Consider the following 23,229-nt stretch of genomic DNA (forward strand, 5'->3'; position numbering starts at 1 on the left):
GTCCGGCATGAGCGAGGACAGGGACGATGCCGCCGGCCGCCTGGCGCGGATCGAACGGCTGCTGCAGAGCGGCGAGCGTGAACTGGTGCCGGCGTGGCGCCGGGCGACCCGGGGTGAGACGCGCTGGGCCGTGACCGCCGTCATGCTGGCGGCGGTCGCCCTCCAACTGGTCCTGCCGCACCGGCTCGTGCTCCTGCGGCCGGTCTGGGTGCTGCCGGTACTGGAAGTGGTGCTGCTGGCCGCCCTGGTGGCCGGCAATCCCCGGCGGGTGGAGCCCGGCACGCGGTGGCTGCGGTGGCTGGGCCTGGTCCTGATCGGCGTCATCAGCCTGGCCAACGGCTGGTCGGCGGCCCGGCTCGTGTGGGACCTGGTGCACGGCGTCGGGGGCCAGGACGCGGTGCCGCTGCTGCGGGCCGGCGCGGTCATCTGGTTCACCAACGTCATCGTCTTCGCGCTGTGGTACTGGGAGTCGGACCGCGGCGGCCCGATGGCGCGGGTGCGCGGGCAGCAGCAGTACGCCGACTTCCTCTTCGTCCAGATGCAGAGCCCCGAACTGGCGCCCCCCGACTGGGAACCCGAGTTCCTCGACTACCTGTACCTCTCGTTCACCAACGCCACCGCCTTCAGTCCGACCGACGTGATGCCGTTGTCCAGGTGGTCCAAGATGCTGATGATGCTGCAGTCCTCGGTGTCCCTGGTGACCGTCGGCCTCGTGGTGGCCCGCGCCGTCAACGTCCTCAGGTAGCCGGACCCGGCGCCGGCCGGTCGCCGCATCCGATCGGTGGACGGTTCGGCTTGCCGTGTCCGGGGAGAGTGCGGTGGGACCACATGATGCGTGCATGTCCTTGAGCGGGCCGCCGGAAGAAGATCAGAATTGCATTGTTCGTTTTCTTGAACCTCTCGTGTTTCAGAGAGTAGGTTCAGTCACATGACCGCCTCCCCGACTCCGACCACCGCCGAGGAGCTCCGCGGTGCCGGCCTGCGCGTGACGGCGGCTCGCGTCGCGCTGCTGGAGACCGTCCGGGACGGCGACCACCTCGGCGTCGAGGCGATCGCCTCCGGGGTCCGTGACCGCGTAGGTCATATATCCGTACAAGCCGTCTACGAGGCTTTGCACGCGCTCACGGCGGCGGGTCTCGTGCGCCGTATCGAGCCGGCCGGTCACCCGGCCCGGTTCGAGGGGCGCGTCGGCGACAACCATCATCACATCGTGTGCCGGTCGTGCGGGGCCGTCGTCGACGTCGACTGCGCCGTCGGCGAAGCGCCCTGCCTGACCGCGGCGAACGACCGGGGCTTTGCCATCGACGAGGCCGAGGTCGTCTACTGGGGCGTGTGCCCCGACTGTTCCACCGGCCGCAGTTCCTGAGCACCTGGTTCCGCTTAGTTCGGAAGGATTGCCATGACTGAGAACCACGACGCGATCGTCACAGACGCGAAGTCGGAGGAGGGGAGCGGTGGCTGCCCCGTCGTTCACGACCGGGCTCTGCACCCGACCCAGGGCGGTGGCAACCGCCAGTGGTGGCCGGAGCGGCTCAACCTGAAGATCCTCGCCAAGAACCCGCCCGCGACCAACCCACTGGGCGAGGAGTTCGACTATGCCGAGGCCTTCCAGAGCCTCGATTTCCCGGCCGTGAAGCGGGACATCGAGGAGGTGCTCACCACCTCGCAGGACTGGTGGCCCGCCGACTTCGGCCACTACGGCGGTCTGATCATCCGCATGGCCTGGCACGCGGCCGGCACCTACCGCATCAGCGACGGCCGAGGCGGCGCAGGCGCCGGCCAGCAGCGCTTCGCCCCGCTGAACAGCTGGCCCGACAACGTCAACCTGGACAAGGCCCGCCGCCTGCTGTGGCCGGTCAAGAAGAAGTACGGCCAGAAGATCTCCTGGGCCGACCTGATGGTCCTCGCCGGAAACGTGGCGCTGGAGTCCATGGGCTTCGAGACCTTCGGGTTCGGCGGCGGCCGCGAGGACGTCTGGGAGCCGGAGGAGGACGTCTACTGGGGTCCCGAGACCACCTGGCTGGACGACCGCCGCTACACCGGCGACCGCGAGCTGGAGAATCCGCTCGGCGCCGTCCAGATGGGCCTGATCTACGTCAACCCGGAGGGCCCGAACGGCAACCCGGACCCGCTGGCCGCGGCCCGCGACATCCGTGAGACGTTCCGCCGCATGGCGATGAACGACGAGGAGACCGTCGCCCTGATCGCCGGCGGCCACACCTTCGGCAAGACCCACGGCGCCGGCCCCGCCGACCACGTCGGCCTCGACCCCGAGGCCGCCGGCCTGGAGGAGCAGGGCCTGGGCTGGAAGAGCACCTACGGCACCGGCAAGGGCAGGGACGCCATCGGTTCCGGCCTGGAGGTCACCTGGACCTCCACCCCGACCCAGTGGGGCAACGGCTTCTTCGACAACCTGTTCGGCTACGAGTGGGAGCTGACCGAGTCCCCGGCCGGCGCCAAGCAGTGGGTCGCCAAGGACGCCGAGGCCACGATCCCCGACCCGCAGGACCCGTCCAAGAAGCGTCTGCCCACGATGCTCACCACGGACCTCTCGCTGCGCTTCGACCCGATCTACGAGCCGATCTCCCGCCGCTTCCACGAGAACCCGCAGGAGTTCGCCGACGCCTTCGCCCGCGCCTGGTACAAGCTCACCCACCGCGACATGGGCCCGAAGTCCCTCTACCTCGGCCCCGAGGTCCCGGAGGAGACCCTGATCTGGCAGGACCCGCTGCCGGAGCGCACGGGCGAGCTGATCGACGACGCGGACATCGCGGCCCTGAAGGGCAAGCTGCTCGACTCCGGTCTCAGCGTCGCCCAGCTGGTCACCACCGCGTGGGCCTCCGCCTCCACCTTCCGCGGCAGCGACAAGCGCGGCGGCGCCAACGGTGCCCGCATCCGCCTCGCGCCGCAGCGCGGCTGGGAGGTCAACCAGCCCGACGAGCTGGCCCAGGTGCTGCGCACCCTGGAGGGCGTCCAGCGGGACTTCAACGCCTCCGCCGGCGCCAAGCAGGTCTCGCTGGCCGATCTGATCGTGCTCGGCGGTGTCGCCGCGGTCGAGAAGGCGGCCAAGGAGGGCGGCTTCGAGGTCCGGGTGCCCTTCACGCCGGGCCGGGTGGACGCCGGCGAGGAGCACACCGACGCCGAGTCCTTCGAGGCGCTGGAGCCGACCGCGGACGGCTTCCGCAACTACCTCGGCAAGGGCAACCGGCTGCCGGCCGAGTACCTGCTGCTCGACCGCGCCAACCTGCTCACCCTCAGCGCCCCCGAGCTGACCGTCCTCGTCGGCGGCCTGCGCGTGCTCGGCGCCAACCACGCCCAGTCCTCGCAGCTCGGCGTCTTCACCAAGACGCCCGGCGTGCTCACCAACGACTTCTTCGTCAACCTGCTCGACATGGGCACGACCTGGAAGTCGACCTCCGAGGACCAGACCGCCTTCGAGGGCCGGGACGCCGCGACGGGCGAGCTGAAGTGGGCCGGCAGCCGTGCCGACCTCGTCTTCGGCTCCAACTCCGAGCTGCGCGCCCTCGCCGAGGTCTACGCGAGCGATGACGCGAAGGAGAAGTTCGTGAAGGACTTCGTCTCCGCCTGGGACAAGGTCATGAACCTGGACCGGTTCGACATCGCCTGATCCGGCTGCTCCTGCCGATCCGCTGACCCGATGTCCGGGCCCCTCCACCAGGAGGGCCCGGACATCGGCGTTTGAACAGCGCCTGCCGCCCCGGCCGGCACCTCAACGGCGCAGTGCCTCGAAGGCGTCGCGGGCGGCCGCGCCCATCGCCAGCTCGATGTCCGCGGCGAGAGCGGCCCGCCGGCCCGCGCGGGTGAGCGCGGCCATGGCCACCCGGTCGCCGGACTCCGCCTCCACCACGCCGATCTCGTGCCGCAGATGCAGAAACGTGCCCGTCTTCCCGCTCCACCGCAGCGAGTCCGCGCGCAGGTCGCTCGCCAGCCGCTGGGTGAAGACCTGGCAGCCCATCAGCCGCCGCAGCTCGGCCGTCGCCCCGGGGACGGTGATCTCGTCGCACCACACGCGCCGCAGCAGCTCGACGAGCGCCACGGCCGAGCCGGTGTTGGCGTGCGCCGGGTCCAGGGGATCGAGCGTCGGCCGGCCCGCCCGTTCGTCCCGCACGGCCAGCTCCAGCGCGAGCGAGAAGTCGTACCGGCGGCACCGGCCGCGCACTCGTACATGTGGTTCATGCGGTGCCGCATCCGGATGCCCGCGCACCCCCACTCGCGCAGCCGCGCGTCCACCCGCGCCGGCGGCACCAGGTCGAACAGGGCGTCCGCGGCGGCGTTGTCGCTCACCGACAGCATCAGCAGGAGCAGGTCGCCGACGGCCACGGTGGCCGGGTGCCGGAACGCCGCGAGGCCGGTGGGGCCGACGCTGCTCCGGGCGGGGTCGACGGTCACCGGCCGCGCCGCGTCCAGCTCCCCGGCCGCGATCCGGTCCAGGACGACCAGGGCGAGCGGCACCTTCGCGACGGACGCGAGCGGCACCGGCTCGTCGACGTCGAAACCCAGTCGCGCGCCCGTGTCCAGGTTCAGGGCGAGGAAGGAGCCGCGCACGCCCAGCGCCGCCCAGTCCGCCGCGACCGCCTCGGCGACGTCCAGCAGGGCGCCGTCGTCGCCGACGCAGACGGGCCGGCTCCGCGGGCCGCTCGGTTTTGCCGGGCTCATCCGCGGGCCGCCAGGCGGGAGGGGGCGTCGCCGCCGACGGCCGGGAGCTCACCAGTGTCCCCGGGGCGTGCCGTCCCCGCCGCTCCGACCGCCGCGGCCAGCAGCCGGGCCAGCCAGCCCGGTGCGGCCGCCGCACCTCGCGGACCGGGGGGCGCGCCCACGTCGTAGCCCCGGTGCAGGGCGGTGTCGCCCAGCGGTGCCCACCGGGCCTCGTACCGGCGCGCGTACGGCTCGGTGCACAGCAGCAGCGCCCGCCCGGCCAGGGTCTCGGTGAGCGCGCCGGACGCCGGGCCGGCCGGCCGGATCCGCTCCTCGGGCAGCCCGGCGCGCGCGACGGCCCGCGCGAACCGGTCCTCGAAACAAGGGACTTGGTCCTCCGCCAGGACGAGTACCGGGAGCGGCGCGGGGGCGGGCGGTCCACCGGTACGGCGGCGACGGGGCCGCAGCTCTTCGAGGTGCACGGCGCGCGGACGCGCCCGCGATCCGGTCGGCGCGGACGCCAGGCCCAACGGCACCCGGAAGGCGGCGCGTTCCGGTGCCACGCGGACGAGCGCGTACGCGAGCGAGCCGTCGAGCAGGCCCAACTCCCTTTCCGCAGGCGGCAGTTCACGCATGCCGAGGGTGATGCCGCGCTCGGTGCCGGCGCGCAGGGCGCGGGCCAGGACGGCCGGGGCGCAGTCCGAGGGCACCCCGACGGCACGCACCCGCGCGTGCCGGGCCGAGTGGGCGGCCTGCCGCAGCCGCTGGGCGCGGTCCAGGACGTCGCGGGCGTGGGGGAGGAGCAGTACGCCGAGATCGGTGATCGTGACCTGGCGCCGAGAACGGTCGAACAGCAGTCCGCCGAAGTGGCCCTCCAGCGTCTTGATGCGGCGGCTGAGCAACGGCTGCGCGATGCCGAGCCGGTCGGCCGCCCGGGAGAAGCTCGCCTCGTCGGCGGTCGCCACGTACGCCTCCAGATGCGCCACCAGATCCATCCAGCAGTCATATCAATAAGGCATGGGACATGCCCAGTTCACTCTTGGACATGGGCGCGGTCGTGCTGTTTCGCTGTTCTCACGGATCACCCGGCCGACAAGGCATGACCTGGGAGGACTTCACCATGACCGCTTCCGGACCGCTCGCGCGCCGTGGCCTGTTGAAGGCAGGCGTCGCGCTCACATCCGCCGCCGTCGTGGCGTCGGCCGGGCGGGCCGCCGCCGCCCCGGACGCCTCGGCCACCGGCGAGTTGGCCGGCCTGGAGGACCGCTACGGCGCCCGGCTCGGCGTGTACGCGCGCAATGTGCGCACCGGACAGGTGCTCGCCCACCGGGCGGGGGAGCGGTTCGCGATGTGCTCGGTGTTCAAGGCGTTCGCGGCGGCCGCCGTCCTGCGCGACGGGGGGCACTGCGTGCCGCTGGACAAGGTGATCCACTATCCGCCGCACGACGTGCTGCCCAACTCGCCCCGCACTCAGGAGAACCAGGCCACCGGCATGACCGTGGCCGACCTCTGCGCGGCGGCGATCCAGTACAGCGACAACACGGCCGGCAATCTGCTGCTGAGCCGGCTGGACGGGCCGGCCGGCCTCACCCGCTTCTTCCGCTCGCTCGGCGACGAGGTGAGCCGGCTCGACCGGTGGGAGCCCGAGCTGAACACGGCGGTCCCCGGAGACCCGCGCGACACCACGACCCCCGAGGCCCTCGCCACGAGCATCGAGCGGCTGACCCTCGGCCGGGCCCTGGCCGCCCCCGACCGCGACCGGCTCGTCACCTGGCTGAAGGGCAACACCACCAGCGCCGCGCGCTTCCGCGCCGGACTGCCCGCGGGGTGGACCGTCGCCGACAAGACCGGGACCGGCGACTACGCGAGCGCCAACGACGTCGGCGTCGCCTGGACCACCCGGCGCACCCCCGTCGTGCTGGCCGTCCTGTCGTGCCGGGACGGCAAGGAGGCCCCGGTCGACGAGGCGCTCATCGCGGAGGCGGCCCGCGTCGCCGCCCGGACGGTCGCACCCGGCGAGTGACCCTTCACCGGGGTCAGGCGCGCGGTGGCTGCTCGCCTTGGGCGGCCTGGAGGTCGGCGAGCAGCCCGGCCTGTTCCGCGAGGACCCCGGACAGGATCGTCCGCGCCACCCGCAGCAGCTCGGCCACGTGCGGGCTGGTCAGCGAGTAGTAGACGTTCGAACCCTCCTTGCGGGTCTTGACCAGGTTCGCGCGCCGCAGCACGGCCAGTTGCTGGGACAGGTGGGCGGGCTCGATGCCCACCTCGGGCAGCATCTCGGCGACCGCGTGCTCGCGCTCGCTGAGCAGTTCCAGCACGCGGATACGGGCCGGATGGCCGAGCGTCTTGAAGAACTCGGCCTTCAGCTGGTACAGCGGCTTGCTCACCGGACCGTCCCTTCACCGGCCCGGCGACCCGCCCCCTGCGGCCCGGCCTCGGTCCGTCCCATCGACCCACACGTCAACACCATGGGGCCCATCCTCACCCGCGGGCCCCTTGGGGACCGAATCGGCCCCGGACCCTACGCGGTCGGCCATCCACCGTAGGGAACGGTGAGCAGCTCCATGGCGTGTCCGACCGGATCCATGAAGTACACGCCCTTGCCACCGTCGTTGCGGTTGATGGTGCCGGGCTGCTTGCGGTGCGGGTCGGCGTAGTGCTCTATGCCGCGCTCGGTGATGCGGGCGTACGCGGCGTCGAACTCCTCCTCGGAGACCAGGAACGCGTAGTGCTGCGGGGTGATGTCGTCCTCGGGGACGGTGGCGAAGTCCAGCGTCACGCCGTTGCCCAGGGCGACGGCCACGAACGGGCCCCATTCCGAGGTGATGTCCAGGCCCACGATCTCGGTGAAGAAACGGGCGGACTCCCGGTTGTCCCGGGCGTGGACGATGGTGTGGTTCAGATCGACCGACAAGGAATGCCTCCAGAGGCATCTCCTGACACCTCCATGCCTCACCCGGCCGGTGACCGGCACGCGATGCCACTGTCCAGTGTAGTCAGCCGTTCGGAGCAGCGGAGAGGGCGGGATTCGGACCCGCGCGCAGTGCCGGAAGGCGCCGACCGGGGACTGGCGCCCGGCTGACCTCGGCGGCCGGCCTCGGCCGGCGTCAGTCCGGGGCCGTCACGGCGCGGAACGGGACCGCGACGAGCAGCGCGACCGCGACCAGGGCGCCGCTGGCCCACAGCGGGCCCAGGTCCGTGCCGGCGAGGGCGGCCGCCGCGACGAGGGGGCCGGCGGCGGCTCCGGCGTTGAGCGCGGCCGTCGCGTAGGAGCCGGCCATCGTGGGGGCGTCCGCGGCCTCGTGCAGGACCCGGGTCATCAGGGTGCTGCCCAGCGCGAAGGACAGCGCGCCCTGCACGAACACCAGGACCAGCAGGGCGACCGGCAGGTGTGCCAGCACGGCCAGGGCGGGCCAGCCGGCGAGCAGCGCCGGACCGGCCACCGCGAGGACGAGGCCGGGACGCCGGTCGGACAGGCGCCCGGCGACCCCGACACCGGCCAGAGAACCGGCGCCGAACAGCATCAGGGCGACGGAGACCCACAGGTCGCCCAGCCCCGCGGTGCCGGTCACCACGGGGGCGAGGAAGGTGAAGCTCGCGAAGGTCGCCGCGTTGACCAGCGCGCCGAGCAGCATCACCAGGAGCAGCCGAGGCCGTCGTAGCTGCGCCAGCTCCGCCCGCAGTCCGCCGGCCGTGCCCTTCTTCGCGGGGCGCGCGGGGACCGCCCTGAGGATCCCGGCGGCCGCGGGCAGGCACAGGGCGGCGACGGCCCAGAACGTGGCCCGCCAGCCGAGCAGCGTGCCCAGCACCGAGCCCGCCGGGACGCCGGCGATCGTGGCCGCGGTGGTGCCCGAGAGCAGCACCGCGAGCGCACGGCCCTTGCGGTCGGGCGGGACCAGCGCGGTCGCGGTCGTGAGCGCCACGGCGAGGAACCCCGCGTTCGCGAGCGCCGCGACCACCCGGGTCGCGAACAGCAGGGGGAAGCCGGTGGCGGTGGCGCCCGCCGCGTGGGCGGCCGCGCAGAGGAGGACGAAGCCGAGCAGGCTGGAGCGGCCGGGCCGGTCGCGGGCGAGGACCGCCATCAGCGGGGCGCCGACGACCATTCCGGTGGCGAAGGCCGAGGTGAGCAGGCCCGCCGTCCCGGCGGTGACGCCGAGGTCCGAGGCGATGTCCGGCAGGAGGCCGGCGAGCATGAACTCCGAGGTGCCCATGGCGAAGACGGCGAGGGCGAGCGGATAGAGCGCGAGAGGCATCGAGAGTGACTCCGGGGCGAGGAGAGGCGCGAGACGGTCATCTCGTCATCGCGGTCGGCACCCGGGGCGCACGAGTTTGGCCGTGGCACGCGAAGGCGCGGCGCGGCGGTGGTGCGGTCAGTGGTTCCGGGGGCTGACGGCGTGACCGAAAGCCCCCGCCCTGTCCGACTCGGGACTCGGCATGTCCCGAGGGTACCCCGGCAACGCCCCGCCGCCCGCAGGGTTTTGCCCCGGCCCCCGTTCGCCCGCGGCCGACGCCCCACCGGGACGCGTCGGCCCCGGCCGCCCGTGGTGCCTCGGTGTACCCGAGTGGTGGCCGGGGTGCCCCGGTGGTACACGTGGTACGAGCCAGGGCCCTGGCGGCCCCAGGGGCGAACCCCGTGCACACCGGCGGTCCGGGATCCCGGCGAGGAGTGAGCGAGCATGGCAGAACGCCCCGCACCGAGGCACGGCGAGCCGGAGTCGGAGGGCGGCCCCGCGCGGGGCGACCTCGGGCGCCGGCTCCAGCGGCGCCGGGCCGAACTCGGCCTCACCCGGGAGGAGGTGGCCGCCCGTGCCGGCATGGCCGAGGCGTACATCGCCCATCTGGAGCACCACAGCACCGCCGCGCCCGACTCCGGCACCCTGCTGAGGCTCGCCGGGGCGCTGCGCGTCAGCCCGCAGGAACTCGGCGGCGGGTACTCCGGGCTGCCGTCCGGGCTGGGGCAGGCCTCCCGCAATCCCCGGATGGCTGAACTCGGCGAGCGGGAGTGCAGGGAACTGCTGTCGACGCACGGCGTCGGGAGGTTCTCCGTCAGCACCGAGGGCGCGCCCGTGGTCGTACCGGTGAACTACAGCGTCGTGGACGACGCGATCGTGCTCCGGACCCGTGAGGGATCGGTGATCACGCAGGCGTTCGGCCGTGAGGTGGCCTTCGAGGTGGACCGGGTGGACGACGCGTTGAGCGAGGGCTGGAGCGTGCTGGTGCGGGGAACCGCCCGCCCCGTGACCGATCCCGGCGAGGCGGCGCGGCTCACCGAGCGTGCCCGCAGCGCCCCCTGGGCCGGCGGGGAACGCGATCTGTGGGTGCGGATCGAGCCCACGGCGTACACGGGTCGTCGTATCGAAGCGGGATGAGGCCCAAGGGTTCAAGGGTTCCGGCTGACCGCGCGTGACGAGCGGGCGTCACCCCGGCCGCGCCACCCTCGCGGGGGTCGCGGACGGCACCAGGTTGACCACGCCGACCACCCCGTCGAGCCGCCAGGCGGCGACGCCGGCGCGGGCGATGGCGCCGCGCAGTTCCGCACCGCCCGCCAGGGTGACGACGCCGTCCCGCACGGACACCGCGACGGCTCCCGGCGGCAGGCCGAGTTCGCCCGACACGATCTCCTCGGACACCTGGCGGCGGATCTCGTCGTCCCCGCGCAGGAAGACCCGGAGCAGGTCACGGCGGGTCACGATGCCGATCAGCCGGTCCTCCTCGTCCACCACGGGCAGCCGCTCCACGCCGCGCCGCTCCATCAGCCGGGCGGCGTCCGGGACCCGCTGCTCGGGGTGGACGGTGACGGCGGGCGTCGACATCAGTTCGCGCGCCGGTGGCTCCCGTACGGCCGCGCCCGGGGGCTCCGGCTGCCGGGCGGCCCGTTCGCGCACCAGGTCGGAGGCCGAGACCACGCCGAGCACCTTGTCGTCGTGGTCGATCACCGGCAGCCCGCTGATCCCGTGCCGCTCCAGCAGCCGGGCCACGGATGTGGACGTCGTCGTCTGCGACGCGGTGACGACGTCGGCGGTCATCACCTCGCCGACCGTGCTGTGGATCACGGTTCTTCCTCCTCCTGGGGTGGGCGGCCCCGCCCGGTGCGTGCGGCGGTCTCCCGCGTCCGCCGGCCCGCTCGACGCCCGGCCCCGCGCGTCCCCGCCGTCCGTCCGGGCCGGTGCCACCAGCGTGCCGCGTCCGCCGTCGGGGGCCGAGGGCCGGGCGCCCCCGCGCCCGGGACCTTTGGTCCTGTCCCCGTGCACCTCCCTCCTTCACGGCCTCCCCGGGAACGGGCCCCGGGACGGCCGTGCGGCCCACGGGCGCGACTCCCCGCCGCGAGGCACGCTTGTCGTACGGGAGTGCGCTCGGCGCACGCGGGAAGCGTCGGCTCGGATCCGGAGGGACACGTCATGGCTGGTCATATCGCGGCGGGGGTCGACGGGTCCCCGCAGAGCGTCGCCGCCGCCCACTGGGCCGCGCAGGAGGCGGTGCGCCGGGGTGCGGAGCTGGCCCTGGTGCACGCGTGGGTCACGGCCGGCCGGTCGGCGCCGTTCGCGACGCGGGACAGCACGGAACGCGGCTGGGCGGAGCGGGTGCTGCGGGAGGCGGTCGACAGCGTGCGGGCGGCGCATCCGACACTGGCCGTGACCGGGCGGCTGATCGCCGAGTCGCCGGTGCCCGCGCTGCTGTCCGTGGCCGCCGGGACCGACACCCTGGTGGTCGGCACGCTCGGACTCAGCCGCGCCGCCGGGGTCCTCGTCGGCTCCGTCTCACTGCGCGTCGCGGGCCGCGCGCCCTGCCCGGTGGTGCTGGTGCGGGCGGGCCGCAGCGCCGCCGACGAGCATCTGCCGGCCTCTCCCGGGCTGGCGCCGGACGAGATCCCGAGCATCCCGTACCGCGCCGTCGTGCTCGGCCTGGACGTCGACAGCCCCTGCGACGAGCCGATCGGGTTCGCCTTCGAGGCCGCCCGGCGGCGCACCACCGAACTGCGCGTGTGCCATGTGCACGAGCCCGACGGCGCCGGTCCCGAGGGGGCGGCGGCCGCCGAACACGCCGTCATCGCGCTGCTGCGGCCGTGGCACGAGAAATACCCGGACGTGTCCGTCGCGACGACCGTCACCGAGGGCCGGGCCGGGGCGGAACTCGTGCGGGCCACGGACGGCGCCGGACTCGTCGTGGTGGGCCGCCGGATCAGCGGCGGCGGCAGGCTCGGCGAGCGCCTCGGCCATGTCGCGCACGCGGTCGTCCAGCACGCCGAGTGCCCGGTCGCGGTCGTCCCGCACAACTGAGCACGCCGGGAGGCACGACCGGCGGGCGTTGCCGGATCCGTCGGTTCCGAGGTCTGCGAATTTCCCTGTACCGCCAGTAACATGATCACCTTTGGGACTGGTTGTAGCGGCCAGTCAAGTCGGCGCGCCGTTCGGTGTCCTGTCTTTTTCGGAGATGTCCATGTCTGCTGTCAGTGACGCATTAGAAGACGCCCGTACCCAGTACGAGCAGCACACCCGCTCCTGCCGCCAGTGCCGCGCCGACTCCGCGCCGTGCGCCGTGGCCAAGCACCTGTGGCGCCTGTTCAACAGGGCCCGCCAGAACCAGCTGCGGTCGCGAGAGGGCTGACCTGGGCGCGCTCAACCGCCGTACACCGCACGCCCGTCGGCGCTCGGCGAGGGCGGCGGCGCGTGCCGGGCCGCCGGGCCCCGCGCGAACACGCGCAGGACGTTCTCGGTGGTGCGGGTGACGAAGGCGCGGGTACGGGCGTCCATGCCGTGGTCGCGGCCGAGTTCGCCCGTCCCGGCCAGCAGGCCCTCCACCCAGCGCATGGTGCCGGTCGCGAACACCCCCGCCCCGCCGGGGGCGGTGTAGTACGCCGAGTCGCTGTGGCTCGGCCGTCCCTTGCACACCAGCGGGGAGTGCGCGGTGATCTCCAGCGGGCCGGGGGTGGGGGCGCCGGGCGTGACCCGGTCGTACTCCACCCCCACCAGGTGCGCGAAGCCGTCCCCGGCGCGGACACCGGTGCCCTCGTACGCCCAGTGGCCGGCCGCCCGGACGACGTACGGCGCGTCGACGGGGTAGCCCTCGTACAGCACCCCGGTGAGCGCGGACTCGGGGTCGGCGCCGGGTGGCAGCCGGTAGTCGGTGGTGACCCGCGCCGGAGTGGACGGATAGCAGGGGTCGGCGCGGTAGTCGGTCTTGTAGCAGACCACCGTACGGTCCCGCGCGCCCTCCCCGGCCTCCAGCCGCACCCGGCGGAAGCAGGTGTTCGCGCCGAGGAAGGCGATGTTCGTCCCGGCGTCCCGCGCGGCGGTGACGTGGGCCCGCTGCTCGGGCGTCCAGTACTCGTCGTGCCCGAGACAGACCACGCACCGCGCGCCCCGCAGCACCCCGGGGTCCCGGTGGACGTCGGTGCCGGTGCTGTAGGCGAGGGGGATGCCGAGGCGCTCGGCGAGGACCACCAGCGCCCGCTCGTAGGTCAGGAACTTCTCCGCGCCGCTCCCGTCGTAGGGCCGGTCGAAGCTGACCGCGAGGGACCGGGTGGCGTACGCGCCGTCCGCGCCGGCGTAGAGGCTGGCGCCGCCCCAGCGGTTGTACGCCTGCCAGGTGGCCGGGGCGTGCAGCAGCACCGTGCGGCCGGCGCCCTCGGTGGAGCGGACGACGAACGGGACGTACCGCTGATGGCCGGTGTCCGCCTCAAGACGCAGCAAGTAGGCGCCTTCCGGCCAGCCGGTGGTGTCCACGGGCACGCTGACCGGCCAGTCGGCGCGCACGGTGCGGGTGGCCGGCAGCACCCGCGGTGCGGCCCGTGCCCGGCCGGCTATCCGGTCCGAGGCCCAGATCCGCCGGGCCTGGGAGCCGCCGTACCAGCCGATGCGGAAGGCCGAGACCCGGAACGACGCCGCCGTGGTCGACACACGCAGGCCGAAGGGCTCGCCCGGGGTCACGCTCACCCGGTCCGGATAGCCGGTCACCGCGTCCGGCGGGCCGGTCGCCCCGAGCCGCCAGCCCGCGGTGCCCGGCGCGTCCCGCTCCGACTCCGGCCGCAGGCCGTCGGCCCTGGTCGGCGACGGCGCGGCCGTGCACGCGGCGGCCGTACCGAACCCCGCGCCGGCGCACAGGGCGAGGAACCGCCGCCGCCCCGGCCCGGGGCCGTCCGCCGGGGTCGCGTCGTCTCCCGGATGGGTCACCGCTCCAGCGTCGGGGCGCCCCTGCCGTGGTGCAACCGGTCAGGCGCGGAAGCCGAGGTGCACGTGGTCGTGGTGGGTGGCGTCGCTGAAGAACTGACCGGGGCCACCGCCCGACGGCAGCACCGGGCCGCCGACGTTGTACGACCCCGCCGCGGCCGCGTCCCGCATGAACCGCTCGATCAGGGACCGCGGCGTCGCCGGGTCCACCACCGGGTGGCCGTCGATCCGCCACACGTCGAAGGCCCGCCCCCGCGGATGGTCGCTCGGCCGGCCCGTGCCGAACACGTCCAGCGGATGCCCGGAGCGGACGACGCTCACCTCGATCCGGTAGGTCCGGGCCAGCACCCGCATCGCCCGCGTCACGCTCGGGTGCACGTGGCCGGCGCGCAGGTCGGCGACGGCGGCGGGCGGCAGCGTGAGCCGGTCGTCGGACAGGGCCGCGCGGGTGCCGGAGGGCAGGGAAGGGGCGGGCGGTCCCGGGCGCGCCGGCCGCAGCGCGTCCACCGTCCAGCCGTGCGGTCCCCGGGAGAGCCGTACGTCCACCGTCGTACCGCCCGCCGCGACCGTGCCGCCGTGCCGGGTCCACTGCCGGCAGACCACCAGCACGCTGGCGGAGCGGGGCAGGATCCCGCCGTACTGCGCGAAGACGACCTGGAGCGCGGCCTCGTCGGCCGGGGGCAGCAGGGGTCCGGCCTGATCGGCGAGCGCCGTGGGCAGGCGGAGCGCCGCGACCCGCGACCGGGCGGCTTCGGGTCCCCCGTGCCCGCGCGGCCAGGCGCCGATCGCCTCCACCACCTGCACGGCGCGCAGCTTCGCCGCCGGTTCGACCTCGCCCGGCCCAGGCCGCCAGGGCGTGGTGCGCGGCAGCACCGCGGCGGGCGACGGGGTGGGGGACAAGGCGGGGGACAACGTGGGCGAGGGGGTGCCGGGCGCGGTGGTGCGTGCGGCGGGGGCCGTGGCGCCGGAGCAGCCCGCCGCGCCGAGCGCGACACCGGCGAGCGCGCCCAGGACGGCACGGCGGCCCGGCGGGGGAGCGGCGGGTGCGCGGCTGTGGCTCACACCGCCAGTGTCCGCCCGGTGCGCAGCTCCGGCGACTTCGGGCGGCGGGGGCCCAACGCGCTCAGAACGGCGGCTCGTTGAGGAGGTCCAGCAGCCACTTCGCGCTCTGCGCGGCTCCGGGCGCGGGGCGCGCCGGGTGGGGGAACACCCGGCCCCAGGAGGTGGCGCGGCCCAGGGAACTGAGCCGCCAGGCGAGGCTCGCGGCCCGCCGCAGGTCGGCGACCGGGCGGCCGGCGCCGGTCCAGGGCTCCAGGTAGGCGTCGCGCAGCCGGGGCAGCACCTGCGGGCCGTAGCGTTCGCAGGCACCCTCGGCGGTGACCCTGAGGCTGCAGAACGGGTGGGAGACGGCCGCGTCCCCCCAGTCGAAGAAGGTGAACCGGCCCGGTGCCGGGCGGAAGAGCTGTCCGTCGTGCAGGTCCGCGTGGTCGAGGGAGTCCTCGACACCGAGGGCGGCGAGTTCGGCGCACCAGTCCACGAGCCGGGGCCGCACGGCGGCGACCCGGGCGCGTGCGCCGGGATCGAGCGCGGTGTCCGCCGCGAGCAGCCGGTCGAACACCTCGGGCAGATCGAGGGTGCGGGCCGAAGGGACCCCCAGCCGCTCCAGTTCGTCGGCGTACGGCACCAGGGCCTGCTGCACGCCCGCGTACTGGCGCAGCAGGTCCTCCCAGGCATCCGGTCCCACCGGCTCCCGCGCGAGCACCTGCCGGAACAGGTCGCCGCCGTCCGGGAGCAGCGACCAGGCGCGCGGCGCGTCCACGGCCAGCGGATGGAGCACCTGACCGGGCACCCAGCGGGCCAGCGCGGCGGTCAGCGGGCCCTCGAAGGCGCTGGCCCGCGGATTCGCCTTGAACCAGACCGCCTCCCGCCCCGCCACGGGCACCCGCGCCAGCACCGACCACGGCCGCAGCCGCACCCGGAGTTCGCCGCCCGCGCGCAGGCCGTGGCCGGCCAGCCGCTCCTGGACCCAGTCGAGGGCCGCGGCCCGCCAGGACTCCCGCTCCCACGGCGTCACCGCGTCCGGGAAGGCGCCCCGGTCCACGGTCATCGAGATCTCACTGCGCATCACACCATCCCAGCAGCAGGACCGGGGCCTTGACCACCGGTTTTCCGGTGCGCATACGGGTGTGCCCCCGGCCGACACGGCCGGGGGCACACCCAGGGGGCTCGCTGTCGTCAGGCCTGCTGACGGCGGCGCATCGTGAAGTACGTGCCCGTGAGACCGGCGGCCAGCAGGGCGCCGACGCCGAGGCCGACCGGGAGGGCCGGGGAGGACGCGTCCGTGCTGTCGGCCGCGTTCTGCAGGGCCGGGCCCGGGGTGATGCTCGTGTGCACCGGGGCGACGTGCTTGATCGGGCCGACGGACTTCACGGAGCCGTCGGTGTTCAGCAGCACCTGCTTGTTGTTCGGGTGCCGGAAGTCGAACATCGCGCTGAGCGAGCCGGCCTTGGCGTCGAAGGAGGCGTCACCGATGCGACCGGTGTGCCAGTTGTCCTCGATGAAGCGGGTGATGGACGCCTGGTCGGTCAGCGTGTGGTCGACCTTGTTCACCTTGCTGTAGGGCGAGATGACCAGCAGCGGCTGGCGGGTGCCGGGGCCGCAGCGGTCCGCGTAGCCGCCGGCCGCCTTCGGGCCGTTCTGGCAGGCCGGGCTGTCGGTGGTCTTGCCGTTGGAGCCGATCGAGGTGTCGGTCGAGCCGTTGCGCGGGGCGACGTAGGCGTGGTCGTACCAGCCGTCGGAGTCGTCGTAGGCGACCACGATCGCGGTGGACTTCCACTGCGGCGAGCTCTGGATCGCGTTGATCTCGTCGACCAGGAAGTGCTGCTCGTCGAGCGGGTCCGAGTAGCCGGCGTGGCCGTCCTGGTACTCGCCGGCCTTGACGAAGCTGACGGACGGGAGCTTGCCCGCCTTGAGCGAGGCGGAGAAGTCGGTCAGGTCGTAGTTGTGGTTGGCCTGACCGTCGTGGCCGATCTCGGAGACGGACTTCGGCGGCAGGTGGTGCGGGTTGGCCGTCGACTTGTAGTACGAGAACGGGTTGTGGTGCGGGCTGTAGTCCACCACGGACGCGTTGCCCACGTTGGTGTGCGTGGCCTCGCACTTGGCGTAGGAGCCGGACTGGCCGTCCCACGCGGTCGTCGGGCGGAAGCCGCCCTGGAACCAGCCCCAGGACACGTTCTTGGAGTTGAGCAGGTCACCGACGTTCTTGCCCTGCATCGAGGCCAGCGCGTTGGTGCTGGTGTGGTTCTTGCCCGAGCAGTCGTCCCAGGCCGGGTCGGGGTCGTTGACGATCGTGCCGACACCGTTGGCGTCCGGCGACTGGACCGCGTACGCGTCCGGCTTGGCGGTCTGCTTGCCGGTGGTGGGGTCGATGGAGACCGCGCCGTGCGTGTTGCCGGAGGCGAGGTTGAGCGCGCCGGGGGTGGAGGGGCCGTAGTTGGAGCTGTAGGCCCGGTCGCTCAGCGTGTAGTGCTGGGCGTAGTTCCACAGCGCGGTGACGGTGTTGCCGTCGTAGTAGTCCATCGCCAGGCCCGGCTCGGCGAACAGGCCGCCGCTGCACTTGTCGACCTCGGTGTTCTGCACGAACTGGTCGGCCTTGCCGCCGTTGTAGGCGTACTGCTCGGGGCCGTAGGAGTGGTTCTGGTCGCAGGTCATGGCCTGCGCCGGGGACAGCCGCTTCGGCGCGTACTGGTTCGGGTTGTTCTCCAGCAGCCCGGCGTTGGCGAGGGTGTCGATGTCCTTCGGGGTGTTCTTCGACGCGGTGAACTTCGTGCCGTCGGTGTTGGCGGCCTTCGGGTACGTGGCGAAGTAGTGGTCGAAGGAGATGTTCTCGTCGAAGAGCACGACCACGTGCTCGATCGGCGTCGCGGTCGACGAGGCCCCGTGTGCGTGGGCGGGCGCCGCCCACCCGGGCGTGTTGCTGCCGAGCGCGGTGAGCGCCGCGACTCCCACGAGCGCGCCCAGGCTGCGCATCGCGGCTCGTCTTCCTCTGCTGGACATGGTGGTCTACCCCTTTGGACAGAACTGCTGTGCGGTGTACGAGCAGGCATGCTGCGCTCCTTGCGGGGCGCGTCGGCGGAGCAATGATGGCGCGTGGATGAACACCGGGTCAGGGAACCTGGGGGAAAGCTTGACGGTGTGTTGACCAAACAGGCCGTCGGGTCGCCCGGACAGGTTCGGGTGAACTCGCAGGTCAGGCATGGGATTACGACCCGGCCGGCCGATCGGCCGGCCGGACACGTCAGGCGAACAGGGCGCGTCCGTACCAGTCCTGGGCATCGCGCACCCCGGGCAGCGCGAAGAAGTAGCCGCCGCCGAACGGGCTGATGTAGTCGGTCAGCGGCTCGCCGGCCAGCCGGTGCTGCACGGTCGCGAACTGCCGTACGAGGTCCTGCTGGTAGCAGGAGAACAGCAGACCCATGTCGAGGTCGCCGTTGTCGTCCATGCCCCGGTCGTAGTTGTAGGCACGGCGCAGCAGACGCTGGCGGGCGGTGGCCGGGGTGCGCGGGTTGGCCAGCCGGATGTGCGCGTCCAGGGGGATGACGTCGCCCTTGGGGTCGTCGGCGTACTTCGGCGTGTCGTGCTCGCGGTCGCCGTCCAGCGGCGCGCCGGTGGAGCGGGACCGGCCGATCATCCGCTCCTGCTCGCCGAGCGAGACCCGGTCCCAGAACTCCACGAGCATCCGGATCAGCCGTACGACCTGGTAGCTGCCGCCGACGGCCCAGTCCGGTTCGCCCGAGTCCCGGTCCACCCAGATCAGTCGGTCCATCTCGCGGGCGCTGGTGGTGTCCGGGTTGGCGATGCCGTCCCGGAAACCGAGCAGGTTGCGCGGGGTGCCGGAGGGCCGGGGCGGGCTGGAGAAGCCGTCCATCCGCCAGCGGACCTGGATGCCGCCCCGGGTGTGCCGGGTGATGTCGCGCAGCGCGTGCAGGGTGGTGTCCGGGTCGTCGGCGTGCAGTTGGAGGCTGAGGTCGCCGTGGCACCACTCGGGCCTGAGGTCGTCGTCGGGGAAGGCGGGCATGGCGGTCAGCCGTCTGGGTTTGAGCGCGGCGAGCCCGAACCGGTCGTCGAACAGCGAGGCGCCGACGCCCACGGTGACGGCCAACCGCCCGCCGGGGATCCGGTCGCCGAGGATGCCCGAGTCGGCGGGCGGACCGGTGACGCCCACCGGGTCCGGCGTGCCGCCGGAGGTGAGCAGCCGGGCCCGGTCGGTCAACGTGCGCAGCACCTCGGCGAGTTGGGCGCGGCCGTCGGCGGTCACGTCGAGGGAGGCGAACACACAGGTGCGGCGGGGGGCGGCGATCGCCGAGGCCTGGTGGACGCCGTGGAACGGCGCGAGGGCGGCGGCCGGCTCGGTCGCGGCCGAGCCGGGGGCGGCGGCGCTGGTGGCGAGGCCCGCGCCGGTGAGGGCGGCGCCGCGCAGGAAACCGCGCCGGGCGAGTCCATGGGGTCGTTCGGCGGTGCTCACACGGTCCTCCGGGGGTCGCACAGGGTCGCCACCGACGCCAGCCGCTCCACGAGGCCGCCGAGCACGGAGTCGGTCCGCTCCCGCTGGGCGCGGGTCAGTTGGTCGAGCGGGGTCCAGCGCCCGTCGTGCCGGAACCCGTCCAGGGTGTCGTCGGCCTGCGTCAACTCCCGCTCCAGGCCCGACAGATCGGCATAGCGGGTGGTGAGCAGCGGACGGATCCGGGACAGCACCTCGCGGGTGCCGTCGAGGTTGGCGCGGGCGGTGGCGAGATTGCTGCCGCTGCCGAAGTCGGTGCGGCCGGTCAGCTCGAACCGCACGGTGTTCTCCAGGATCTCGTGTGCGCGCAGCCCGAGTTGGGCGGGGTCCATGCGGCTCTGCGCCCAGCTGTCGCGCAGTTCGGTGAGCGCCTTGACCAGCGCCGCCGCCGGGGCGCGCAGCCCGCTCGCCGACTCGCCGTGCCACAGGCCGTATTCGATGCGGTGGAACCCGGTGAAGCCCGCGTCGCGCACCCCGCCGGGCAGTCCGGCGTCGGTTCCGTTGATCCTGCCGTCCGCGTCGCCGAAGGCGTCGTACGCCGCTCCGAGGCGCTCGTACTGGAGGTGCGCCGGCAGCCAGGCCGAGCGGGCGGCGGCGAGGTCGCCGCGGTCGATCGCGTCCCGGAGCACGGCCGACAGCCGTACGGCCGTGGCGAGTCCACCGCCCACCCACTTCTGGTAGGCGAGCGCGGGCGGGATCAGGTCGTGCTGGGTGACCGGCGTGGCGCCGGGGCCGCGCCGCCCGCCGGTGACGCGGACGGTGGGGCCGGTGACGGCGTCGGCGTCGTCGGGCACGCACATGAAGGCGTACGCGCCCTTGCCCACCCGGACCGTCAACTGGCGCCTGGTGCCGGGGCCGATGCCCTCCACCTCGCCGTACACCGCGTGGGTGCCCGGGTCCTCCAGATACACCTCGACGGCGCCGTCGGAGGTGTTGTGCAGGTCGAAGGTCTGCACCCCGGGCTCGGGCCGGGTCCAGCCCCGCCCGCAGTGGCTCTCGGAGACCTCGACGACGAGACGCCGGCCGGCGGTCTTGGTGGCCCCGGAGCCGCCGGAGTACAGGGCCACCAGGGCGAGGGCCACGGCGATGACGAGGAACACGGCCGGCGCCGTCCGGAGACGACGCGACCGCGTGCCGAGGCGGGGCAACGGCATGCTGAGCCTTTCCGGACGACGTACGCAGGCATCCGCGCGGCACGTTGATCGCCGACGGGACGGCCTCATCGTAGACACCCGACGGGAACCGAACACCCGTCCGGGGTGCTCGGTGGCCAAGAATTTCCCGTGGGTTCACCGGCCGGTGGGCCGGCCGCCGGGGCCGGCCCGTTCAGCGCACCGGGAAGCCGAAGCCGTAGCCCTGCTGCTTCAGCCACGGCAGCAGGGTGCGCAGCGCGGCCACCGTCTGGGAACGGTCGCCGCCCGCGTCGTGGAAGAGCAGGGTGGGCCCGTTGGCCAGCTCGCTCTTGACGGTGGAGACGATGACGTCCGTGCCGGGCCGCTCGAAGTCCTTGGAGTCGACGTTCCAGCCCAGCGGACGCATCCCGTGCGAGGCGGCGAGCTGCCGGCTGTACGGGGTGAACGCGCCGCCCGGCGCCCGGTAGTACATCGGACGGACGCCCCCGGACGCCTCGGTGATCTGCCGCTCGGCGTCCAGGATCTGCTGCGACTGGTAGGACTCGGCCTTGTGGTCCATGCCGGTGTCGTGCGACACGGTGTGGTCGCACAGCCGGTGCCCGGCCGCGACCACCTGCTTGACGAGGTCCGGGTGCGCCTGCGCCTCGGGGCCGACCATGCAGAAGGTCGCCTTGACGCCGTTCTCCCGCAGCACCTGGAGCACCTGCGGGGTCCAGGTCGGGTCGGGCCCGTCGTCGATGGTGATGTTGACGGCGTGCGCGCCGCCGTCCGAGGAGTGGGCGATCACGGGGGACACGGCCACCACCTTCGGCGCGGTGTGGCGCGCCGACGCGGCCGGCGCGTCCACGCCCTGCCCCGCCTGCGCGGTCCACACCGAGGCGGCGGCCGTCACCGCCGTGACCCCGATCGCCGCCCCGATCATCCGGCCGTACCATCCCCGCCCCGCGTGCCGTGCCATGTGTCCGCCCCTGCTCCCCGCCGTGTCCCCGGCTCGTGTCGTCCGCTGCACCTGTGAGGACGGCGGGGAGGCCGTCCGCGCTCCCGCTGTTACCGATCAAGGACAATTCCGCGACAGGGCCTGAACCAGGCCTTCGGCGGCGCGGGGGCACGCACCGGCTCCGGCGGGGTACCCCGTGACGTACACGCACGGCACGAAGCCCGACGGACGGGGTGATCCGGATGCCGCCACCAGGAGCGGGGACGCACGACACGCAGGCCGGGCCGCCCCGGCCCGAATCCCTGACCAGGATCATGCTCAGGCCGCTGGCCAGCAGCCTGCCGCTGGGCGTCTTCGCCTTCGGCACCGGCAGTGTGCTGCTGTCCGCGCAGCAACTGCACTGGGTGCCCCTGGCCCAGACGGTGCCGCTGACGCTGCTGATCCTGGTGTTCGTGGTGCCCCTGGAACTGCTCGCGGGCACGCTTGCCTTCTTCGCCCGGGACGGCGGAGCGGCCTGCGCCCTGTGCGTGCTGGGCGCCACCTGGGCGGGCACCTCCCTGGTCACCCTGCTCGGAGCACCGGGACAGCGCAGCCCGGCCCTCGCGGTGTTCGTGCTCGTGATCACCCCGCTGATGCTGGTCCTCTTCGTGGCCGCGCTTCCCGGCAAGCCGCTCTTCGGCGTCCTGCTGCTGATCGGCGCGGGCCGCTTCGCCCTGACCGGCGCGTACGAGGCCGGCGGCGGGCCGGTCCTGGGCACCACGGCAGGCTGGTTCGGTGTCTTCCTCTCCGCGTTCGCCCTGTACGGCGGCTTCGCCCTCCTCCTGGAGGACACCGCCCAACGCACCGTCCTCCCCCTCGGCCGACGCGGCCGGGCCCGCACCTCCCTCCAGGGCGATCTGGGCCACCAGTTGGAGCAGGCGGAGCGGGAGGCGGGGGTGCGGAGGCAGCTCTGAGGGGCCGGGGTGACGGGGCCGGACGGGGGCCGGTGTGACGGAGGGCCGGACGGGACCGGTGTGACGGGGGCCGGTGTGACGGGAGGCCGGACGGGATCGGTGTGACGGGGGCCGGTGTGACGGGAGGCCGGACGGGGCCGGTGCGCCGGGGTCGGGCGCGGCTCCGGTGGCGGGCGGGGTGAACCGCCGGGCGCGACCGCGCCGTTCATTCCCCGGCCAGCGCCGCCCGCACGATCGCCGCGGCCGCCTTGCTCGCCGCCAGCACCGGCGCCGTGCTGCGCGCCGCGCGGGCCAGCATGAAGGCGCCTTCCAGGAGGGCGATGACGGAGGTGGCCGTCTCGCGGGCGAGGGGAGCGGGGATGCCGCCCGCGGTGTAGGAGGCGGCGAGGCGGGTGACCCAGCTCTCGAAGACCTCCGAAGTTGCCTGGCGCAGCGGCTCGTTGGTGCTGGCCACCTCCAGGGCGACCGTGGCGATGGGGCAGGGGTCGGCGAAGTCCAGTTCGACGAGGGTGCCCGCGGCGGCGGTGAAGGCGTCGGCGGTGGCGACGACACAGTCCTCGTGCGCGGTCATGAGGGCGGCGACGAGGTCCAGGTACACGGCGCCCGACGTGCGGATCACCTCCTCGGCCAACTGGACCTTGCCGCCCGGGAAGAAGTGGTAGATCGAACCGAACGGCGCCTCGGCCGCCTCGGCGATCTGCTTCATGCCCGTGCCGGTGTAGCCCGAGCGCCGGAACAGCTCGATGCCGGCGCGCACGATGCGCTGCCGCGTCTCATGGGTGCTGGTCGTCCTGCCGTCGTTCACGGGTCGAACCTCCGGAAA

General features: G+C 73.8%; 22 protein-coding genes. 7 read left to right on the forward strand and 15 right to left on the reverse strand.

What is annotated here, in order from left to right; all coding sequences use genetic code 11:
- Positions 1 to 7 precede the first annotated feature (7 nt).
- The 3 genes from AB0927_RS35715 to katG all read left to right on the forward strand — a co-directional run bounded on the left by AB0927_RS35715 (position 8) and on the right by katG (position 3,628).
- Positions 8 to 745 carry a hypothetical protein gene (locus AB0927_RS35715; RefSeq protein ID WP_366671991.1) on the forward strand — a complete coding sequence of 246 codons (738 nt, stop codon included), beginning with the start codon at positions 8 to 10 and terminating at the stop codon, positions 743 to 745.
- A gap of 183 nt (positions 746 to 928) precedes the next feature.
- Positions 929 to 1,366, forward strand: coding sequence for a Fur family transcriptional regulator (locus AB0927_RS35720; protein WP_366671992.1), 438 nt, complete (start codon positions 929 to 931; stop codon positions 1,364 to 1,366).
- Positions 1,367 to 1,399: 33 nt separating this feature from the next.
- Positions 1,400 to 3,628 carry a catalase/peroxidase HPI gene (katG, locus tag AB0927_RS35725; RefSeq protein ID WP_366671993.1) on the forward strand — a complete coding sequence of 743 codons (2,229 nt, stop codon included), beginning with the start codon at positions 1,400 to 1,402 and terminating at the stop codon, positions 3,626 to 3,628.
- Positions 3,629 to 3,730: 102 nt separating this feature from the next.
- Here the strand turns inward: katG and AB0927_RS35730 are convergent, their stop codons facing one another.
- The 3 genes from AB0927_RS35730 to AB0927_RS35740 are packed head-to-tail and all read right to left on the reverse strand — an operon-like array spanning position 3,731 to position 5,651.
- The gene (locus tag AB0927_RS35730; RefSeq protein WP_366671994.1) at positions 3,731 to 4,057 is read right to left on the reverse strand and encodes a serine hydrolase; all 327 of its coding nucleotides are present in this window, start codon (positions 4,055 to 4,057) and stop codon (positions 3,731 to 3,733) included.
- Positions 3,976 to 4,677 carry a serine hydrolase gene (locus tag AB0927_RS35735; protein WP_366671995.1) on the reverse strand — a complete coding sequence of 234 codons (702 nt, stop codon included), beginning with the start codon at positions 4,675 to 4,677 and terminating at the stop codon, positions 3,976 to 3,978. The genes AB0927_RS35730 and AB0927_RS35735 overlap by 82 nt, the downstream gene beginning before the upstream one ends.
- Positions 4,674 to 5,651, reverse strand: coding sequence for a LysR family transcriptional regulator (locus AB0927_RS35740; protein ID WP_366671996.1), 978 nt, complete (start codon positions 5,649 to 5,651; stop codon positions 4,674 to 4,676). The genes AB0927_RS35735 and AB0927_RS35740 overlap by 4 nt, the downstream gene beginning before the upstream one ends.
- A gap of 125 nt (positions 5,652 to 5,776) precedes the next feature.
- Between AB0927_RS35740 and bla the strand changes: the two genes are divergently transcribed.
- Positions 5,777 to 6,679, forward strand: coding sequence for a class A beta-lactamase (gene bla / locus AB0927_RS35745; RefSeq protein ID WP_366671997.1), 903 nt, complete (start codon positions 5,777 to 5,779; stop codon positions 6,677 to 6,679).
- A gap of 13 nt (positions 6,680 to 6,692) precedes the next feature.
- Here bla and AB0927_RS35750 read toward each other — a convergent pair whose 3' ends face one another.
- From AB0927_RS35750 to AB0927_RS35760, 3 genes are all read right to left on the reverse strand, one after another.
- Positions 6,693 to 7,043, reverse strand: a complete 351-nt coding sequence (locus AB0927_RS35750) for a metalloregulator ArsR/SmtB family transcription factor (protein ID WP_366671998.1) — start codon at positions 7,041 to 7,043, stop codon at positions 6,693 to 6,695.
- Positions 7,044 to 7,177: 134 nt separating this feature from the next.
- Positions 7,178 to 7,570, reverse strand: coding sequence for a VOC family protein (locus AB0927_RS35755; protein WP_366671999.1), 393 nt, complete (start codon positions 7,568 to 7,570; stop codon positions 7,178 to 7,180).
- A gap of 193 nt (positions 7,571 to 7,763) precedes the next feature.
- Positions 7,764 to 8,909, reverse strand: a complete 1,146-nt coding sequence (locus AB0927_RS35760) for a Cmx/CmrA family chloramphenicol efflux MFS transporter (protein WP_366672000.1) — start codon at positions 8,907 to 8,909, stop codon at positions 7,764 to 7,766.
- A 423-nt stretch (positions 8,910 to 9,332) separates the two neighbouring features.
- On the opposite strand from AB0927_RS35760, the gene AB0927_RS35765 reads away from it, so the two are divergent.
- Positions 9,333 to 10,025 (forward strand): pyridoxamine 5'-phosphate oxidase family protein, encoded by a 693-nt coding sequence (locus tag AB0927_RS35765; RefSeq protein ID WP_366672001.1) that lies wholly within the window; start codon positions 9,333 to 9,335, stop codon positions 10,023 to 10,025.
- Between the two features lie 48 nt (positions 10,026 to 10,073).
- Here AB0927_RS35765 and AB0927_RS35770 read toward each other — a convergent pair whose 3' ends face one another.
- Positions 10,074 to 10,682, reverse strand: a complete 609-nt coding sequence (locus AB0927_RS35770; RefSeq protein WP_366672017.1) for a CBS domain-containing protein — start codon at positions 10,680 to 10,682, stop codon at positions 10,074 to 10,076.
- Positions 10,683 to 11,054: 372 nt separating this feature from the next.
- Between AB0927_RS35770 and AB0927_RS35775 the strand changes: the two genes are divergently transcribed.
- On the forward strand, positions 11,055 to 11,933 hold the full coding sequence (locus AB0927_RS35775) for a universal stress protein (RefSeq protein WP_366672002.1): 879 nt from the start codon (positions 11,055 to 11,057) through the stop codon (positions 11,931 to 11,933).
- 339 nt (positions 11,934 to 12,272) lie between these two features.
- Here the strand turns inward: AB0927_RS35775 and AB0927_RS35780 are convergent, their stop codons facing one another.
- The 7 genes from AB0927_RS35780 to AB0927_RS35810 form a co-directional block, all read right to left on the reverse strand.
- Positions 12,273 to 13,685, reverse strand: coding sequence for a N,N-dimethylformamidase beta subunit family domain-containing protein (locus AB0927_RS35780; protein ID WP_366672018.1), 1,413 nt, complete (start codon positions 13,683 to 13,685; stop codon positions 12,273 to 12,275).
- A 180-nt stretch (positions 13,686 to 13,865) separates the two neighbouring features.
- Positions 13,866 to 14,885, reverse strand: a complete 1,020-nt coding sequence (locus AB0927_RS35785; protein ID WP_366672003.1) for a hypothetical protein — start codon at positions 14,883 to 14,885, stop codon at positions 13,866 to 13,868.
- Between the two features lie 61 nt (positions 14,886 to 14,946).
- Positions 14,947 to 15,948, reverse strand: coding sequence for a phosphotransferase (locus AB0927_RS35790; protein WP_366672004.1), 1,002 nt, complete (start codon positions 15,946 to 15,948; stop codon positions 14,947 to 14,949).
- 110 nt (positions 15,949 to 16,058) lie between these two features.
- Entirely contained in the window at positions 16,059 to 17,879 is a 1,821-nt protein-coding gene (locus AB0927_RS35795; RefSeq protein ID WP_366672005.1) for an alkaline phosphatase family protein, read from the reverse strand.
- Positions 17,880 to 18,120: 241 nt separating this feature from the next.
- Complete coding sequence (gene efeB, locus AB0927_RS35800; protein WP_366672006.1) at positions 18,121 to 19,347, reverse strand: iron uptake transporter deferrochelatase/peroxidase subunit; 1,227 nt, start codon at positions 19,345 to 19,347, stop codon at positions 18,121 to 18,123.
- Positions 19,344 to 20,537, reverse strand: coding sequence for an EfeM/EfeO family lipoprotein (locus tag AB0927_RS35805; RefSeq protein ID WP_366672007.1), 1,194 nt, complete (start codon positions 20,535 to 20,537; stop codon positions 19,344 to 19,346). The genes efeB and AB0927_RS35805 overlap by 4 nt, the downstream gene beginning before the upstream one ends.
- A gap of 172 nt (positions 20,538 to 20,709) precedes the next feature.
- On the reverse strand, positions 20,710 to 21,474 hold the full coding sequence (locus AB0927_RS35810; RefSeq protein ID WP_366672008.1) for a polysaccharide deacetylase family protein: 765 nt from the start codon (positions 21,472 to 21,474) through the stop codon (positions 20,710 to 20,712).
- 221 nt (positions 21,475 to 21,695) lie between these two features.
- Here AB0927_RS35810 and AB0927_RS35815 point away from each other — a divergent pair, with 221 nt between their 5' ends.
- The gene (locus AB0927_RS35815) at positions 21,696 to 22,406 is read left to right on the forward strand and encodes a GPR1/FUN34/YaaH family transporter (protein WP_366672009.1); all 711 of its coding nucleotides are present in this window, start codon (positions 21,696 to 21,698) and stop codon (positions 22,404 to 22,406) included.
- A gap of 205 nt (positions 22,407 to 22,611) precedes the next feature.
- Here the strand turns inward: AB0927_RS35815 and AB0927_RS35820 are convergent, their stop codons facing one another.
- Positions 22,612 to 23,211: a TetR/AcrR family transcriptional regulator gene (locus AB0927_RS35820; protein WP_366672010.1), complete on the reverse strand. Its 600-nt coding sequence runs from the start codon at positions 23,209 to 23,211 to the stop codon at positions 22,612 to 22,614.
- Positions 23,212 to 23,229: the final 18 nt, after the last annotated feature.

It is taken from the genome of Streptomyces sp. NPDC048106 (assembly GCF_040706415.1).
Classification (GTDB): Bacteria; Actinomycetota; Actinomycetes; order Streptomycetales; family Streptomycetaceae; genus Streptomyces.

Excerpts from the sequence above, each read along its gene's own strand:
- AB0927_RS35715 (WP_366671991.1), top strand. The coding sequence starts at position 8 with ATGAGCGAGGACAGGGACGATGCCGCCGGCCGCCTGGCGCGGATCGAA.
- AB0927_RS35720 (WP_366671992.1), top strand. The coding sequence starts at position 929 with ATGACCGCCTCCCCGACTCCGACCACCGCCGAGGAGCTCCGCGGTGCC.
- katG (WP_366671993.1), top strand. The coding sequence starts at position 1,400 with ATGACTGAGAACCACGACGCGATCGTCACAGACGCGAAGTCGGAGGAG.
- AB0927_RS35735 (WP_366671995.1), bottom strand. The coding sequence starts at position 4,677 with ATGAGCCCGGCAAAACCGAGCGGCCCGCGGAGCCGGCCCGTCTGCGTC.
- AB0927_RS35740 (WP_366671996.1), bottom strand. The coding sequence starts at position 5,651 with ATGGATCTGGTGGCGCATCTGGAGGCGTACGTGGCGACCGCCGACGAG.
- bla (WP_366671997.1), top strand. The coding sequence starts at position 5,777 with ATGACCGCTTCCGGACCGCTCGCGCGCCGTGGCCTGTTGAAGGCAGGC.
- AB0927_RS35760 (WP_366672000.1), bottom strand. The coding sequence starts at position 8,909 with ATGCCTCTCGCGCTCTATCCGCTCGCCCTCGCCGTCTTCGCCATGGGC.
- AB0927_RS35765 (WP_366672001.1), top strand. The coding sequence starts at position 9,333 with ATGGCAGAACGCCCCGCACCGAGGCACGGCGAGCCGGAGTCGGAGGGC.
- AB0927_RS35770 (WP_366672017.1), bottom strand. The coding sequence starts at position 10,682 with ATGACCGCCGACGTCGTCACCGCGTCGCAGACGACGACGTCCACATCC.
- AB0927_RS35775 (WP_366672002.1), top strand. The coding sequence starts at position 11,055 with ATGGCTGGTCATATCGCGGCGGGGGTCGACGGGTCCCCGCAGAGCGTC.
- AB0927_RS35790 (WP_366672004.1), bottom strand. The coding sequence starts at position 15,948 with ATGCGCAGTGAGATCTCGATGACCGTGGACCGGGGCGCCTTCCCGGAC.
- AB0927_RS35795 (WP_366672005.1), bottom strand. The coding sequence starts at position 17,879 with ATGTCCAGCAGAGGAAGACGAGCCGCGATGCGCAGCCTGGGCGCGCTC.
- AB0927_RS35805 (WP_366672007.1), bottom strand. The coding sequence starts at position 20,537 with ATGCCGTTGCCCCGCCTCGGCACGCGGTCGCGTCGTCTCCGGACGGCG.
- AB0927_RS35810 (WP_366672008.1), bottom strand. The coding sequence starts at position 21,474 with ATGGCACGGCACGCGGGGCGGGGATGGTACGGCCGGATGATCGGGGCG.
- AB0927_RS35815 (WP_366672009.1), top strand. The coding sequence starts at position 21,696 with ATGCCGCCACCAGGAGCGGGGACGCACGACACGCAGGCCGGGCCGCCC.